Consider the following 13,806-nt stretch of genomic DNA (forward strand, 5'->3'; position numbering starts at 1 on the left):
CCTCAAGGCAGGGGCACGGCGTCCACCATGGCGCGCACCTGCTCCACCGCGCCTCGCCCGGCATCGCCCACGGGCACCAGGCGGTGGGCAATGGTCTGCGGCAGCACAGCCTGCACGTCGTCGGGCGCCACATAGTCGCGCCCACTGATGAGGGCCTGCGCCTTGGCTGCGCGCACCAGCGCAATGCCAGCGCGTGGCGACAGTCCTTGCAGAAACCAGCGGCCCGAGCGCGTGGCGGCGATCAGGTCCTGCACGTAGTTGAGCAGCGGGTCGGCGGTGTGCACGGCCAGCACTTGGCGCTGCAGTTCTTCCAGCTCGTCGCCCGACAGCAGCGGCAGCATAGAGTCCACCATGTCGCGGCGGTCGGCGCCAGCCAGCAGCACGCGCTCGGCCGCGCGGTCGGGGTAGCCGATGGAGATGCGCATCAGGAAGCGGTCGAGCTGCGACTCGGGCAGCGCAAACGTGCCCAGCTGGTCGTGCGGGTTCTGGGTGGCGATCACGAAGAAGGGGTGGGGCAGGGCGCGGGTTTCACCTTCCACCGATACCTGCTTTTCTTCCATCGCTTCGAGCAGCGCGCTCTGCGTCTTGGGGCTGGCTCGGTTGATCTCGTCGGCCAGCAGCACCTGGGCAAACACCGGGCCGGGGTGGAACACGAAGGCTTCCTTGCCGCGTTCGTACACCGACACCCCGGTCAGGTCGCTGGGCATCAGATCGGCTGTGAACTGCACGCGCGAGAACTGCAGGCCGAAGGTGCGTGACAGCGCGTGCGCCAGCGTGGTCTTGCCCACGCCCGGCACGTCTTCGATGAGCAGGTGCCCCCCCGCCAGGAGGCAGGCCACGCAGTCCTGAACCTGGGCCTGTTTGCCTACGATCACCGTGTTAAGCTGATCCAGGAGCGATTTGATCTTGTGCTGTGCGTTCATGGCGCGACGTTATCCGAAAAAATCGCGGGCAGGTTCAAAGTTACGGGGATTGACTGTGAGCAAGACGGGCTATTTCACCCATCGGGATTGTTGGAGACACGAGATGGGGCCCGGGCACCCCGAATGCCCCGAACGCCTGGACGCCATTGAAGACCGCCTGCTGATTACCGGCGTGGCCGACGCACTGGAGCGCTATGAAGCCCCCGAGGCGTCTCTTGCCGACATCGAGCTGGCCCACGGCCGCATGCACATCGCCGCGCTGCGCGGCATGTCGGACCGGCTCAACGAGGAGATGCTGGCCGGCGGCCCCAGCTACGCGCAGATCGACACCGACACCTCCATCAATGCCCATACCTGGAACGCCTCGCTGCGTGCCGCGGGCGCCGCACTGGCCGCCACCGACGCCGTCATGGCCGGCGAGATCGAAAACGCGTTCTGCAGCGTGCGCCCGCCGGGGCACCACGCCTGCCGCGACAAGGCCATGGGCTTTTGTTTCTTCAACAATGTGGCCGTGGCTGCCAAGTACGCGCTGCAGCGCTACAAGCTGCAGCGGGTGGCTGTGGTGGACTTTGACGTGCACCACGGCAACGGGACTGAGGACATCCTGGCTGGGGACGAGCGCGCGCTCATGGTCAGCATCTTCCAGCACCCGTTCTACCCCTACAGCGGCGACCAGAACCCGGCCCCGAACATGGTCAACGTGCCGGTTGCAGCTTATACCCGTGGCATGGATATCCGCGAGATCATCGAGATGATGTGGATGCCTCGGCTGGAGGCTTTCAAGCCCGAGATGATCTTTGTGAGCGCCGGTTTTGACGGCCACCGCGAGGACGACATGGGCCAGCTGGGCTTGACCGAACAGGACTACGCGTGGATCACCCAGCGCGTGAAGGATGTGGCGCGCCGCTACGCCAAGGGGCGCATCGTGTCGTGCCTGGAGGGCGGCTACGTGATGGGGCCGCTGTCGCGCAGTGTGGAGGCGCATCTGCGGGTTCTGGCGGACTTGTGAGCATCCCCCTGAGCGGCTTCGCCGCTTCCCCCTTCTCTCGAAGGGCTATGCCCTTCGGGAAGGAGGACGCCGGCAGCGCGGCGGGGCGGCCCTTGCGCGGCGGCCGTGATGGGGATCGCGCCAGTTTCGGCGGTTCGCTCCCTTCAGACACATGAGAGATATACATGACAACTTCCAGTGATTCCCTTCTGCAGGTTATCCGCGACGCGCGCGGCGTGGTCACACTCACATTGAACGACCCCACGCGCTTCAACGCACTCGGCACCGAAGTGCTGTCCGCGCTGCAGCAGGCGCTTGACGAGGTGGCGCGCGACGAATCGGTGCGTGTGGTGGTGTTGGCGGCGGCGGGTAAGGCGTTTTGCGCGGGGCACAATCTCAAGGACATGGCAGCGCACCCGGAGCTGGCGTATTACCAGAAGCTGTTTGCGCATTGCAGCCGCATGATGCTGGCCATTCACAAGCTGCCGGTGCCGGTGATCGCGCGCGTGCAGGGCATGGCCACGGCGGCGGGGTGCCAGCTGGTGGCGCAGTGCGACCTGGCGGTGGCGGCGGACACGGCCAGCTTTGCCACCAGCGGCATCCACTACGGGCTGTTCTGCGCCACGCCCAGCGTGCCGCTGGTGCGCAATGTGCCGGCGAAGCGGGCGATGGAGATGCTGCTCACCGGTGATTTCATTGATGCCCCCACCGCGCTGGCGCAAGGGCTGGTGAACCGCGTGGTGCCGGGCGACGCGCTGGATGCCGAGGTCGAAAAGCTGGTCGCGTCCATCCTGCAAAAGCCCCGTGTGGCCGTGGCCATGGGCAAGGCCCTGGTCTACCAGCAGCGCGAGCTGGGCATGGACGCCGCCTACCAGTTGGCAGGCCAGGCCATGGCCACCAACATGATGGACGAGGCTGCGCAGGAAGGCGCCCGCGCGTTCGCCGAAAAGCGCGCCCCTGCGTGGAAGAACAAATGATGGCCGGGCCGAACAACAACGTTAGCAACACCAACGCCACGCCCATGCTGGACGACGTGAGCGCCTGGCTGCAGGCCTTTGTGCAGGCCACGGTGCTGGTCGAGCTGGCGGCGCTGGTGGTCTGTGTGCTGCTGGCCTGGGGCACGGTGACGGCGCTGCGCCGGGGGTCGGGTCATGTCGATGCGCGCTCTATCCTGTTCGGTACGCGTGGGGTGGATGGCGCGCTGTTCCCTCTGGTCCTGCTGGGGCTGGGCTACCTGGCCCGAACGCTGCTGTTGGCGTGGATTCCACTCGCTGCGTTCAAGGTGGTGATTCCGGTGCTCATGTCGCTGGTGGTGATCCGCATTGGCGCGAAAGTCCTGCAGGTGGCGTTCCCCGATTCGGCCTGGGTGCGGCCCATCGAGCGCACCATCTCGTGGCTGGCGTGGCTCGCCATGGTGCTGTGGGTCACCGGCCTGCTGCCGCGGGTTCTGGAAGAGTTGGACCGCATCACCTGGAAGGTGGGTGCGTCCACGCTGTCGGTGCGTACGCTCATCGAAGGCGCGCTGACCGCCGGCGCGGTGCTGCTGCTGGCCCTGTGGGTCTCCGCCGCCATCGAGTCGCGTCTGCTGCGGTCTGCAACGGGCGACGAGCTGTCGCTGCGCAAGGCGGTGAGCAACGCACTGCGCGCATTGCTGGTGTTTGTGGGCCTCATAGCGGCGCTGTCCGCCGTGGGTATCGACCTCACGGCCTTGTCAGTGCTGGGCGGCGCGGTGGGGGTGGGAATCGGTTTTGGGCTGCAGAAACTGGCGGCCAACTATGTCAGCGGCTTTGTCATCCTGGCCGAGCGCAGTATGCGCATTGGCGACAACGTCAAGCTTGACGTGTTCGAGGGCCGCATCACGCAGATCAACGCGCGCTATACCGTCATCCGCTCGCCCTCTGGGCGGGAGTCCATTGTGCCCAACGAGTCTCTCATCACGCAGCGGGTGGAGAACCTCTCGCTGTCGGACCCGCGCGTATGGCTGTCCACCGTGGTCAGTGTGGCTTACGACAGCGACGTGGACCTGGTCAGCCGCCTGTTGACCGAAGCCGCTCTGGCCAGCCCCCGCGTGCTGCGCGAACCTGCCCCCAGCGCGGCGCTGTCGGCATTTGGTGCGGACGGTCTGGAGTTCACCCTGGGATTCTGGATTGCGGACCCCGAGAACGGCTCGCTGGGCCTGCGATCGGCCATCAACCGCGCCATCCTCGACGCCCTGCGCCGCCATCAGATCGAGATTCCCTACCCGCAACGGGTGATGCACGTGCACACACACGACTCGCCCCTGGCCCGGCCCCGAGCCTCTGACCCGGCGGGCGACAGCGCTGCCCCCGCCAGCTGAGCGGCAGCGAAAGGATCGGCAGGGATGGTTGGTAGGCCGCGCCTGCTGCGGAGCACGCGCCAATGTGACAGGGCTCTCTAGACAGAGCGGGGCCGTGCTGCCCTATAATTCCGAAAAAGAACGGTCGTGCTTTTTTGAGATGGCCCTCCAGCGTTCACGCTGCGGCAGTGTTCGCTGCAGTGCGGCATAGAATGTTCTAGTTTACGTAAACGTCAATTCAACCAACTCTATCTAGGAGCCGCAGCAATGAAGGTCTTGGTCCCTGTCAAGCGCGTGGTGGACTACAACGTGAAGGTCCGCGTGAAGTCGGACAACACGGGTGTGGACATCGCCAACGTGAAGATGAGCATGAACCCCTTTGACGAAATCGCCGTCGAAGAGGCCGTGCGCCTGAAGGAGAAGGGCCTGGTGACCGAAGTCATCGCTGTGTCCTGCGGCGTGGCCCAGTGCCAGGAAACCCTGCGCACGGCCATGGCCATTGGCGCCGACCGGGCCATCCTGGTCGAGACCGACGTCGAACTGCAGCCCCTGGCCGTGGCCAAGCTGCTCAAGGCCCTGGTCGACAAGGAGCAGCCCCAGCTCATCATCCTGGGCAAGCAGGCCATCGACGACGACGCGAACCAGACAGGCCAGATGCTCGCCGCGCTGGCTGATCTGCCCCAGGCCACTTTTGCGAGCAAGGTGGAACTGGCGGCCGACAAGGTCAGCGTGACCCGCGAAGTGGACGGCGGAGCCGAGACCCTGGCCCTCACGCTGCCCGCCGTGGTCACCACCGACCTGCGCCTGAACGAGCCCCGCTACGTCACCTTGCCCAACATCATGAAGGCCAAGAAGAAGCAGCTGGACACCGTCAAGCCCGAAGACCTCGGTGTGGACGTGGCGCCGCGCCTGAAGACCCTCAAGGTGAGCGAGCCCGCCAAGCGCGGTGCCGGTGTGAAGGTGGCCGACGTCGCCGCCCTGGTCGAGAAACTCAAGAACGAAGCGAAGGTGATCTGACATGTCGGTACTCGTTATTGCTGAACACGACAACGCATCCATCAAGGGCGCGACCCTGAACACCGTCACGGCCGCTGCCGCCTGCGGTGGGGACGTGCACGTGCTGGTCGCCGGCCACAACGCCGCTGCCGCTGCCCAGGCCGCAGCCCAGATCGCCGGTGTTGCCAAGGTCATCCACGCTGATGCCCCTGGCCTCGAACACGGCCTGGCCGAAAACGTGGCTGCGCAAGTGCTGGCCATCGCATCGGGCTACAGCCACATCCTGTTCCCCGCCACCGCCAGCGGCAAGAACGTGGCCCCCCGCGTGGCCGCCAAGCTGGACGTGGCCCAGATCAGCGACATCACCAAGGTGGTGAGCGCCGACACCTTCGAGCGCCCGATCTACGCAGGCAACGCGATTGCCACCGTGCAAAGCAGCGACGCCACCAAGGTCATCACCGTGCGCACCACGGGCTTTGACGCGGCAGCCGCCACCGGTGGTTCCGCTGCTGTCGAAACCGCCGCCGCAGCAGCCGACGCCGGCAAGAGCACGTTCGTGGGCAGCGAAATCGCCAAGAACGACCGTCCCGACCTGACGGCCGCCAAGATCATCGTCTCCGGCGGCCGGGCCCTGGGCAGCAAGGAAAAGTTCGACGAAGTCATCACCCCCCTGGCCGACAAGCTGGGCGCTGCCATCGGCGCCAGCCGCGCTGCGGTGGATGCGGGCTACGCCCCGAACGACCTGCAAGTGGGCCAGACCGGCAAGATCGTCGCGCCGCAGCTGTACATCGCCGCCGGCATCTCTGGCGCCATCCAGCACTTGGCCGGCATGAAGGACTCCAAGGTGATCGTGGCGATCAACAAGGACCCCGAAGCCCCGATCTTCAGCGTGGCCGACTATGGCCTGGAGGCCGACCTGTTCACGGCTGTGCCTGAACTGGTCAAGGCCCTGTAAGCACGCCGTTGTGCGCACAAAAGGCATCGCTTGCGATGCCTTTTTTTTGACGAAATCTCGCTTCCTCGGAGACATCCATGAGCTACACCGCCCCCGTCAAGGACATGCTGTTCGACATCGAGCACCTGGCCAACATCGAACAGATCGCGCAGATCCCCGGCTTTGAAGACGCCGGCTTCGACACCGCCGCCGCCGTGCTGGAAGAGTGCGCCAAGTTCAACGAAGGCGTGCTGGCTCCGCTCAACTTCGAGGGCGACAAGAACCCGTCGAGCTGGAAGGACGGAGTGGTTACCACCACCCCCGGCTTCAAGGAAGCCTTCCGCCAGTACGCCGAAGGCGGCTGGCAGGGCCTGCAGCACCCGGCCCACTTTGGTGGCCAGGGCCTGCCCAAGACCATCGGCGCGGCCTGCATCGAGATGACCAACAGCGCCAACATGAGCTTTGCGCTGTGCCCGCTGCTGACCGATGGCGCCATCGAGGCGCTGCTCACGGCCGGCAGCGACGAGCTCAAGGCCACGTACCTGGAAAAGCTGGTGACCGGCGAGTGGACCGGCACCATGAACCTCACGGAGCCTCAGGCGGGCTCGGACCTGGCCCTGGTGCGCACGCGCGCCGAGCCGCAGCCCGACGGCACCTACAAGATCTTCGGCACCAAGATCTTCATCACCTACGGCGAACACGACATGGCCGCCAACATCGTGCACCTGGTGCTGGCCCGCGTGCAGGGCGCGCCCGAGGGTGTGAAGGGCATCAGCCTGTTCGTGGTGCCCAAGTTCCTCGTCAACCAGGATGGCACGCTGGGTGCACGCAACGACGCGCACTGCGTGAGCATCGAGCACAAGCTGGGCATCAAGGCATCGCCCACCGCCGTGCTGCAGTTCGGCGACCACGGCGGTGCCGTGGGCTACCTGGTGGGCGAGGAAAACCGCGGCCTCGAATACATGTTCATCATGATGAACGCCGCGCGCTACGCCGTGGGCATGCAGGGCATTGCGATTGCCGAGCGCGCCTACCAGAAGGCCGTGCAGTATGCGAAAGACCGCGTGCAAAGCCGCCCGGTGGATGGCAGCATCGCCGCCAGCGCGCCCATCATCCACCACCCCGATGTGAAGCGCATGCTCATGACCATGCGTGCCTACACCGAAGGCTGCCGCGCCATGGCCACCGTGGCCGCCGCCGCGTTCGACGCTGCGCACCACCACCCCGACGCCGACACGCGCAAGCAGAACCAGGCGTTCTATGAATTCATGGTGCCGCTGGTCAAGGGCTACAGCACCGAGATGAGCCTGGAAGTCACGAGCCTGGGCGTGCAGGTGCACGGCGGCATGGGCTTCATCGAAGAAACCGGCGCCGCGCAGTACTACCGCGACGCCAAGATCCTCACCATCTACGAAGGCACTACCGCCATCCAGGCCAACGACCTGGTGGGCCGCAAGACGGCGCGCGATGGCGGCCAGGTGGCCAAGGGCATTGCGGCGCAGATCGAGAAGACCGAAAGCGAGCTGGCGGCCAGCGGTACGCCCGCCGCGCTGGCTGTGGCCAAGCGCCTGGCCGCGGCGCGCAAGGCGCTGCTCGATGTGATCGACTTCGTGGCGGGCGGCACCAAGGCCCAGCCCAATGCCGTGTTCGCGGGCAGCGTGCCCTACCTGATGCTTGCGGGCAACGTGGTGGCCGGCTGGCAGCTGGCCCGCAGCCTGCTGGTGGCGCAGGAGCTGTTGCAAAAGGGACAGGACGCTGCCTTCATGCGCGCAAAAATCACCACGGCCCAGTTCTACGCCGAGCACATCCTGGTGAAGGCCCCGGGCTTGCGCGACAGCATCGTGGAAGGCGCGGCCAGCGTGACCGAGCTGGCACTGGACGCCTTCTGAGGCGTATCCGCGCTGTGAGGAGACAGCCCCGCCATGTGGGGCTTGTTGATATAAAAATGATAGCTGCTAGCGCTTGCTGGATAAGCGCCAGAGGCTGATTTCATCAAAAATTCTGTCCTGGAAGTTGTTGCCATGTCCAAACTGCCTCCCGCGTTGCAAAACCTGTCGCTGCCTGTCATCGGCTCGCCGCTGTTCATCATCAGCAACCCCAAGCTCGTGATCGAGCAGTGCAAGGCCGGTGTGGTGGGCTCCATGCCCGCGCTCAACGCCCGCCCCGCCGAACTGCTGGACGAATGGCTGGCCGAAATCACCGAAACCTTGGCCGCCTACAACAAGGCGAACCCCGACAAGCCCGCAGCGCCCTTTGCCATCAACCAGATCGTGCACAAGAGCAACGACCGGCTGGAGCACGACATGCAGGTGTGCGCCAAGTACAAGGTGCCGATCATCATCACCAGCCTGGGCGCCCGCGAGGATGTGAACCAGGCTGTGCATGCCTGGGGCGGCATCGTGTTGCACGACATCATCAACAACAAGTTCGCGCACAAGGCGATTGAAAAAGGCGCGGACGGCCTGATCGCCGTGGCAGCGGGCGCGGGCGGCCATGCGGGCGTGAAGAGCCCGTTTGCGCTGATCCAGGAAATCCGCCAGTGGTTCGACGGCCCCGTGGCGCTCAGCGGCTCCATCGCCAGCGGCGGCGCCGTGCTGGCGGCCCAGGCCATGGGGGCGGACTTCGGCTATATCGGCTCGGCCTTCATCGCCACGCACGAGGCGCGCGCGAGCGACGCGTACAAGCAAGCCATCGTGGACGGCACCTCCGACGACATCGTCTACAGCAACCTGTTCACGGGCGTGCACGGCAACTACCTCGCGCCTTCGATTCGCGCGGCGGGCATGGACCCGGACAACCTGCCCGAGTCCGACCCCAGCAAGATGAACTTTGGCGGCGACGCCAAAAAGGCCTGGAAGGACATCTGGGGCTGCGGCCAGGGCATTGGCGCCATCACTGCCGTGACCAGCACCGCCGAGCTGGTGACCCGCCTGCGCTGCGAATACGAAGCGGCGCGCTCACGACTCAAGCTGTGACCGCGCGCGACTGAGGGCTCCGCCGCCGGCAATGCGGCAGCCTGCCTCGGCGCACGGCTTTTCCGGGTCTCGCCCTCGTCGCATCCCAAACCGTCAGATCGCATCGCCCGCCCTGTACGCGCAGGGCGGGCATTTGCATTGCGGTGCGTCTCGTGCGGGAGCATGCCAGGCCCGCAAGGGCAAACCCCATAAACAGGCTGCGCGACGGCACCGATAATGGTGATGACAAATAACCAATATCCGCGCCGATGCCGGCCTGACCCAGGGCAAGTGAGCCCGGCCACGCAAAGGGGAAGGAGGAGACACCATGTTCCGTTTTTTTGTGTTGTTGCTGGCCCTGGGTATGGGCACAGGCGCCCAGGCGCGCAACGAAGGGGTAACGGCCGACGAGATACGGCTCGGCGCATCGGCCGTGTTGTCGGGCCCGCTGGGCCCGCAGACGGTGCAGTACGGAGAAGGCTCTAGGCTCATGTTCGATGCGGTGAATGCCCAGGGCGGCGTGCACGGCCGCATGATCCGCTACACCACGCTGGACGATGGCTTTGACGTGCAGAAGGCGGTGGAGAACACCCGACAGCTGCTGGAGTCCGACAAGGTCTTCATGATCTACCACAGCACGGGCACGGCGCAGACCGGCGCCATCCTGCCGCTGATCAAGGAGCACCGCACGCTGCTCTTCGGCCCGGTGACGGGCGCATCGGCCTTCCGCGAAACGCTGAACCCCTATGTGTTCCACGTGCGCGCGGGCTATGCCAGCGAGGCCAGCAAGATCGTCTCGCAGATGCGGCAGCAGGGTATCAGCCGCGTGGCGGTGTTCTACCAGGACGACGGCCTGGGCAAGACCCTGGCGGCCGAGCTGAAGAAGGCGTCGGAGGACGAAAAGCTGCCCTTCGTGGCCGAAATCAAGGTGGACCCCAAGCAGCCCGACTTTGCCGCCGCCGCAGCTGCCACCGAAAAGGCACAGCCCCAGGCCGTCATCGTGGCCACGGCGGGTGCCACGTTCACGCACTACATCAAGGCCGTGCAGGCCACCAGCGCGCGGCCTGCTTACTACGGCTTCTCGGTGGCCAGCCTGGACGTGATCAACCGCGAACTCAAGGACAAGGCGCGCGGCATCATCCTCGCGCAGATCATGCCTTCGCTGCGCAACACCACGATCCCCGTGGTGGCCGAGTACCTCAGCCTGCTGCGTGCCAAGTCACCCAACGCGCAACCGTCTGCGTCACAGTTCGAGGGGTTTGTGCATGCGCGCCTGCTGGTAGAGGGCCTGCGCCGCGCCGGGCGCAACCTGACGACCGAGTCGTTCATCAAGGCGATGGAAGACGCGGGCGAAATTTCCTTCGGACGCTTCAGCGTGAAGTACTCGCCCAAGAGCCACAACGGCTCAACCTATGTGGAACTGGCGATCGTGGATGCGGAGGGAAGCCTGCGGTATTGAGCCCGTCCGAGTGGATGCGCGCGGTTGCCCAAGGGGACGCTGCCGGCTCTTACAACCCATACGTCAACTCGCGCGCCTTGCCCCAGAACACCCTGTACATAAAGATGGTGTAGACGATGATCGCGGGTAGCGTGATGGCAACGCCGATGCCGATGACCACCAGCGACTCCGGGGCGCTGGCCGCCTGCCACACGGTGAGGCGGTCCACCACGATGTAGGGGTACAGGCTGTAGGCCAGGCCAAAAAATGCCAGCACAAAAATCACCACGGTGGCCGCAAACACCACCCAGCCGTAGCCGGCTGCGACCACGCGCTGCGTGGACAGCACGTGGCGAATGGCGAAGAACGCCGCCACGCAGGCAAGCGGAATGGGCAGCAGCGCAAACAGCTGCGGCAGCACGAACCATTTGGCAAACACGGTGGGGCTGACCAGGGGCGTGGCCAGCGAGATGCCCACCAGCGCAAACCCCATGGGCCACAGCACGCCCTGGCCCCAGCGGGCCGCCTTGCGTTGCAGCTCGCCATCGGTCTTCATCAGCAGCCAGCCTACGCCCAGCATGGCGTAGGCCGCGGGCAACGTAAGAGCGATGCCCGCAGAGAACAGCAGTCCCCAGGCGTCGTTCTGAAAACCGGTCACGTAGGCGCCCAGCATCCAACCCTGCGCCAGCGTGGTCAGCAGCGAGCCTCCGGCAAACAGCCGGTTCCAGGTGGCCTTGTGCGCATCGCGCGCCTTCACGCGAAAGTCGAACGCCACGCCGCGCAGGGTCAGCCCCAGCAGCATCACGGCCACCGGCAGGTACAGGGCGGTCAGCACGATGCCGTGTGCCATGGGGAAGCAGACCAACAGCACGCCCACGCCCAGCACCAGCCAGGTTTCGTTGGCGTCCCAGAAGGGGCCGATGCTGGACACCATCACGTCCTTTTCTGCATCGGTGGCGAAAGGCAGCAGGATGCCCACGCCCAGGTCATAGCCGTCCAGGATCACATAGGCCAAGAGTGCCAGTCCCATGACGGCCATAAAGACCAAGGGGAGAGCGTGTGACAGGTTGAAGTCCATGGTTTGCTCCTCGGGTCAACGGCTCAGCGCGGGGCCGGCGCGTGTGTTGCCGCTGGCTGGGTCAGCGGTTGGGGTGAAGGCGGCGGCACGGCGGGCACGGGCATCGTGGGGTGCTCCGCCATGTGCTTGATCACGCCAACATAGGCCAACAGCAGCAGCACATAGACCGTGAGGTAGCCCGCCAGCGTGGTGGCCACCATGCCCGGCGCATGGTCCGCCACGGCGTCGGCGGTCTTGAACAGCCCGTAGACGAGGTAGGGCTGGCGGCCGATTTCCGTCACATACCAACCCGCCAGCGTAGCCACCCAGCCGGAAAACGTCATGCCAACCAGCGTGAACAGCAGCGCACGCGGCAGCGTGGCCACGCCGTGCGCGCGGCGGCGGTACAACACCCAGGCACTGGCCCACGCCACGGCCAGCATGAGCATGCCCATGCCCACCATCACTCGAAACCCCCAGAACACCGGAGCGACCGGAGGGTGGGTGCCGACAAACTCGTTCAGACCCTTCAGCTCGGCGTTGATGTCGTGCGCCAGGATGAGACTGGCGGCCTTGGGAATCTGCACGGCGTAGTCCGTGCGGCCTTCCTTCTCGTTGGGCAGGCCGAACAGCGTGAGCGGCGCGCCCTTTTCGGTGTGCCAGATGCCTTCGATGGCGGCAATCTTGGCGGGCTGGTGCTGCAGCGTGTTCAGGCCGTGCAGGTCGCCCATGAAGATCTGCAGCGGTATCGCCAGCGCGACGGCGGTCACTGCGGTGCGCAGCGCCTTGCGTGTGCCGTCGTTGGCCGTTCCGCGGATGAGCTGCCAGGCGCTTACGCCTGCGATGAGAAAACCGGCCGTGAGGGCGGACGCCAGCAGCTTGTGGCCCAGGCGGTAGGGGAAGGACGGGTTGAACACGATTGCCAGCCAGTCCACCGCGTGGAATTTGCCGTCGATGATCTTGTAGCCGGCGGGCGTCTGCATCCACGAGTTCAGGCTCAATATCCAGAACGCAGACAACGTGGTGCCCAGCGCCACCATCAGCGTGGCCACCAGATGCACCCGGTCGGACACGCGCCCCCGGCCGAACAGCATGATGCCCAGGAAGGTGGCCTCCAGGAAGAACGCCGTGAGCACCTCGTACCCCAACAGCGGCCCGGCGATGTTGCCCACATGCTCCATGAAGCCCGGCCAGTTGGTGCCGAACTGAAAGCTCATGGTGATGCCCGACACCACACCCAGCGCGAAGGTCAGCGCAAATACCTTGGTCCAAAGGTAGTAGGCCTGCTCCCAGCCCAGCGCCGCCGGCGTGCCGCGTGCGGCCGTGTGGCGCATACGGAAGAACACCAGAAACCAGCACAGCGCGATCGTGATGGTGGGGAACAGGATGTGAAAGCTGATGTTGGCCGCGAACTGGATGCGCGAAAGCATGAAGGTGTCCATGGCGTCAGGCTCCTTTGTTTCTGGCGGACGCGCCCTTGCCGGTGAGCTTGTCCTTGAACTCCAGCACGCGCGTCACCGCCGTGCCCATGCCCATGAGCTGAAGAGCCGTCTCGGGCGCGAGGCGCTGCACGTCGTCGAACCAGGTCATCAGGCGGTCGATGAGTTCGTGCATCTCGCGCATGCGCTCCTGCGCGTGGCGCTCTGCGTCGGAGCCGGGCTCTTCGAGCAGGGCCATGCGCAGCATCGACAAGGTGGGCTCAATCTCGCGGCGGCGGCGCTCCTCGGCCAGCACGCGGAAGATCTCCCATACGTCCTTGGGCGCCTCAAAGTATTCACGTCGGTCGCCAGCTTGGTGGCTCAGCTTGACCAGGCGCCAGGCCTGCAGTTCCTTGAGCCCCATGCTCACGTTGGAGCGCGAGAACTCCAGCGTCTCTGAGATCTCGTCCGCATTCAGCGGCCGGGGCGACAGGAAGATGAGCGCATAGATCTGCCCCACGGTGCGGTTGATGCCCCAGCGGCTGCCCATCTCGCCGAAGTGGGCCACGAACTGGCGATTGAGCGGAGGCAGCGGATTGATGGAAGTCATATGGCGCTGGATCTTGCGCCCGTTTTCTTGAATTTTCAGTAATTACTGAAAATTCAGCACTTTGGGTAGGGACGTCCAAGGGGTGGGGTGTGGCGCCTTGGCGACGCGTGCGGGCCGCTGCGCGCGGTCCTGCACGGCGACAATCGAGGGTTTTGCGCCCGGCCTCTGCCT

General features: G+C 65.5%; 12 protein-coding genes. 8 read left to right on the forward strand and 4 right to left on the reverse strand.

Going from position 1 to position 13,806, the window contains the following annotated elements; genetic code table 11:
* Positions 1–2 precede the first annotated feature (2 nt).
* Positions 3–923, reverse strand: a complete 921-nt coding sequence (locus tag ACK4HJ_RS11220; RefSeq protein ID WP_409831215.1) for an AAA family ATPase — start codon at positions 921–923, stop codon at positions 3–5.
* 103 nt (positions 924–1,026) lie between these two features.
* Between ACK4HJ_RS11220 and ACK4HJ_RS11225 the strand changes: the two genes are divergently transcribed.
* From ACK4HJ_RS11225 to ACK4HJ_RS11260, 8 genes are all read left to right on the forward strand, one after another.
* The gene (locus tag ACK4HJ_RS11225) at positions 1,027–1,932 is read left to right on the forward strand and encodes a histone deacetylase family protein (RefSeq protein ID WP_409831217.1); all 906 of its coding nucleotides are present in this window, start codon (positions 1,027–1,029) and stop codon (positions 1,930–1,932) included.
* A 164-nt stretch (positions 1,933–2,096) separates the two neighbouring features.
* Positions 2,097–2,888: an enoyl-CoA hydratase gene (locus ACK4HJ_RS11230; protein ID WP_409831220.1), complete on the forward strand. Its 792-nt coding sequence runs from the start codon at positions 2,097–2,099 to the stop codon at positions 2,886–2,888.
* 44 nt (positions 2,889–2,932) lie between these two features.
* Positions 2,933–4,249, forward strand: a complete 1,317-nt coding sequence (locus tag ACK4HJ_RS11235; protein ID WP_409831523.1) for a mechanosensitive ion channel family protein — start codon at positions 2,933–2,935, stop codon at positions 4,247–4,249.
* Between the two features lie 246 nt (positions 4,250–4,495).
* Positions 4,496–5,245, forward strand: a complete 750-nt coding sequence (locus ACK4HJ_RS11240) for an electron transfer flavoprotein subunit beta/FixA family protein (RefSeq protein ID WP_409831222.1) — start codon at positions 4,496–4,498, stop codon at positions 5,243–5,245.
* Between the two features lies 1 nt (position 5,246).
* A complete protein-coding gene (locus ACK4HJ_RS11245) occupies positions 5,247–6,179 on the forward strand; it encodes an electron transfer flavoprotein subunit alpha/FixB family protein (protein ID WP_409831225.1) in 933 nt (310 codons plus the stop codon).
* Positions 6,180–6,256: 77 nt separating this feature from the next.
* Complete coding sequence (locus tag ACK4HJ_RS11250; protein WP_409831228.1) at positions 6,257–8,047, forward strand: acyl-CoA dehydrogenase; 1,791 nt, start codon at positions 6,257–6,259, stop codon at positions 8,045–8,047.
* Between the two features lie 132 nt (positions 8,048–8,179).
* Complete coding sequence (locus ACK4HJ_RS11255) at positions 8,180–9,133, forward strand: NAD(P)H-dependent flavin oxidoreductase (protein WP_409831231.1); 954 nt, start codon at positions 8,180–8,182, stop codon at positions 9,131–9,133.
* Positions 9,134–9,440: 307 nt separating this feature from the next.
* Positions 9,441–10,571, forward strand: a complete 1,131-nt coding sequence (locus tag ACK4HJ_RS11260) for an ABC transporter substrate-binding protein (protein ID WP_409831234.1) — start codon at positions 9,441–9,443, stop codon at positions 10,569–10,571.
* A 49-nt stretch (positions 10,572–10,620) separates the two neighbouring features.
* Here the strand turns inward: ACK4HJ_RS11260 and ACK4HJ_RS11265 are convergent, their stop codons facing one another.
* Genes ACK4HJ_RS11265 through ACK4HJ_RS11275 form a run of 3 tightly spaced genes read right to left on the reverse strand, consistent with a single transcriptional unit; the run spans position 10,621 to position 13,635 of the window.
* Positions 10,621–11,628: a cytochrome d ubiquinol oxidase subunit II gene (locus tag ACK4HJ_RS11265; protein ID WP_409831236.1), complete on the reverse strand. Its 1,008-nt coding sequence runs from the start codon at positions 11,626–11,628 to the stop codon at positions 10,621–10,623.
* Between the two features lie 23 nt (positions 11,629–11,651).
* Positions 11,652–13,049: a cytochrome ubiquinol oxidase subunit I gene (locus ACK4HJ_RS11270; protein ID WP_409831239.1), complete on the reverse strand. Its 1,398-nt coding sequence runs from the start codon at positions 13,047–13,049 to the stop codon at positions 11,652–11,654.
* 4 nt (positions 13,050–13,053) lie between these two features.
* Positions 13,054–13,635 carry a GbsR/MarR family transcriptional regulator gene (locus ACK4HJ_RS11275; RefSeq protein ID WP_409831241.1) on the reverse strand — a complete coding sequence of 194 codons (582 nt, stop codon included), beginning with the start codon at positions 13,633–13,635 and terminating at the stop codon, positions 13,054–13,056.
* Positions 13,636–13,806 lie beyond the last annotated feature (171 nt).

It is taken from the genome of Acidovorax sp., from assembly GCF_046294525.1.
Lineage (GTDB): Bacteria > Pseudomonadota > Gammaproteobacteria > Burkholderiales > Burkholderiaceae_C > Acidovorax.

What these genes read in the sequence shown, in the direction of transcription:
- ACK4HJ_RS11240 (WP_409831222.1), top strand. Translation starts at nt 4,496, where the DNA reads ATGAAGGTCTTGGTCCCTGTCAAGCGCGTGGTGGACTACAACGTGAAG.
- ACK4HJ_RS11250 (WP_409831228.1), top strand. Translation starts at nt 6,257, where the DNA reads ATGAGCTACACCGCCCCCGTCAAGGACATGCTGTTCGACATCGAGCAC.
- ACK4HJ_RS11235 (WP_409831523.1), top strand. Translation starts at nt 2,933, where the DNA reads ATGCTGGACGACGTGAGCGCCTGGCTGCAGGCCTTTGTGCAGGCCACG.
- ACK4HJ_RS11245 (WP_409831225.1), top strand. Translation starts at nt 5,247, where the DNA reads ATGTCGGTACTCGTTATTGCTGAACACGACAACGCATCCATCAAGGGC.
- ACK4HJ_RS11255 (WP_409831231.1), top strand. Translation starts at nt 8,180, where the DNA reads ATGTCCAAACTGCCTCCCGCGTTGCAAAACCTGTCGCTGCCTGTCATC.
- ACK4HJ_RS11270 (WP_409831239.1), bottom strand. Translation starts at nt 13,049, where the DNA reads ATGGACACCTTCATGCTTTCGCGCATCCAGTTCGCGGCCAACATCAGC.
- ACK4HJ_RS11220 (WP_409831215.1), bottom strand. Translation starts at nt 923, where the DNA reads ATGAACGCACAGCACAAGATCAAATCGCTCCTGGATCAGCTTAACACG.
- ACK4HJ_RS11275 (WP_409831241.1), bottom strand. Translation starts at nt 13,635, where the DNA reads ATGACTTCCATCAATCCGCTGCCTCCGCTCAATCGCCAGTTCGTGGCC.
- ACK4HJ_RS11260 (WP_409831234.1), top strand. Translation starts at nt 9,441, where the DNA reads ATGTTCCGTTTTTTTGTGTTGTTGCTGGCCCTGGGTATGGGCACAGGC.
- ACK4HJ_RS11225 (WP_409831217.1), top strand. Translation starts at nt 1,027, where the DNA reads ATGGGGCCCGGGCACCCCGAATGCCCCGAACGCCTGGACGCCATTGAA.
- ACK4HJ_RS11265 (WP_409831236.1), bottom strand. Translation starts at nt 11,628, where the DNA reads ATGGACTTCAACCTGTCACACGCTCTCCCCTTGGTCTTTATGGCCGTC.
- ACK4HJ_RS11230 (WP_409831220.1), top strand. Translation starts at nt 2,097, where the DNA reads ATGACAACTTCCAGTGATTCCCTTCTGCAGGTTATCCGCGACGCGCGC.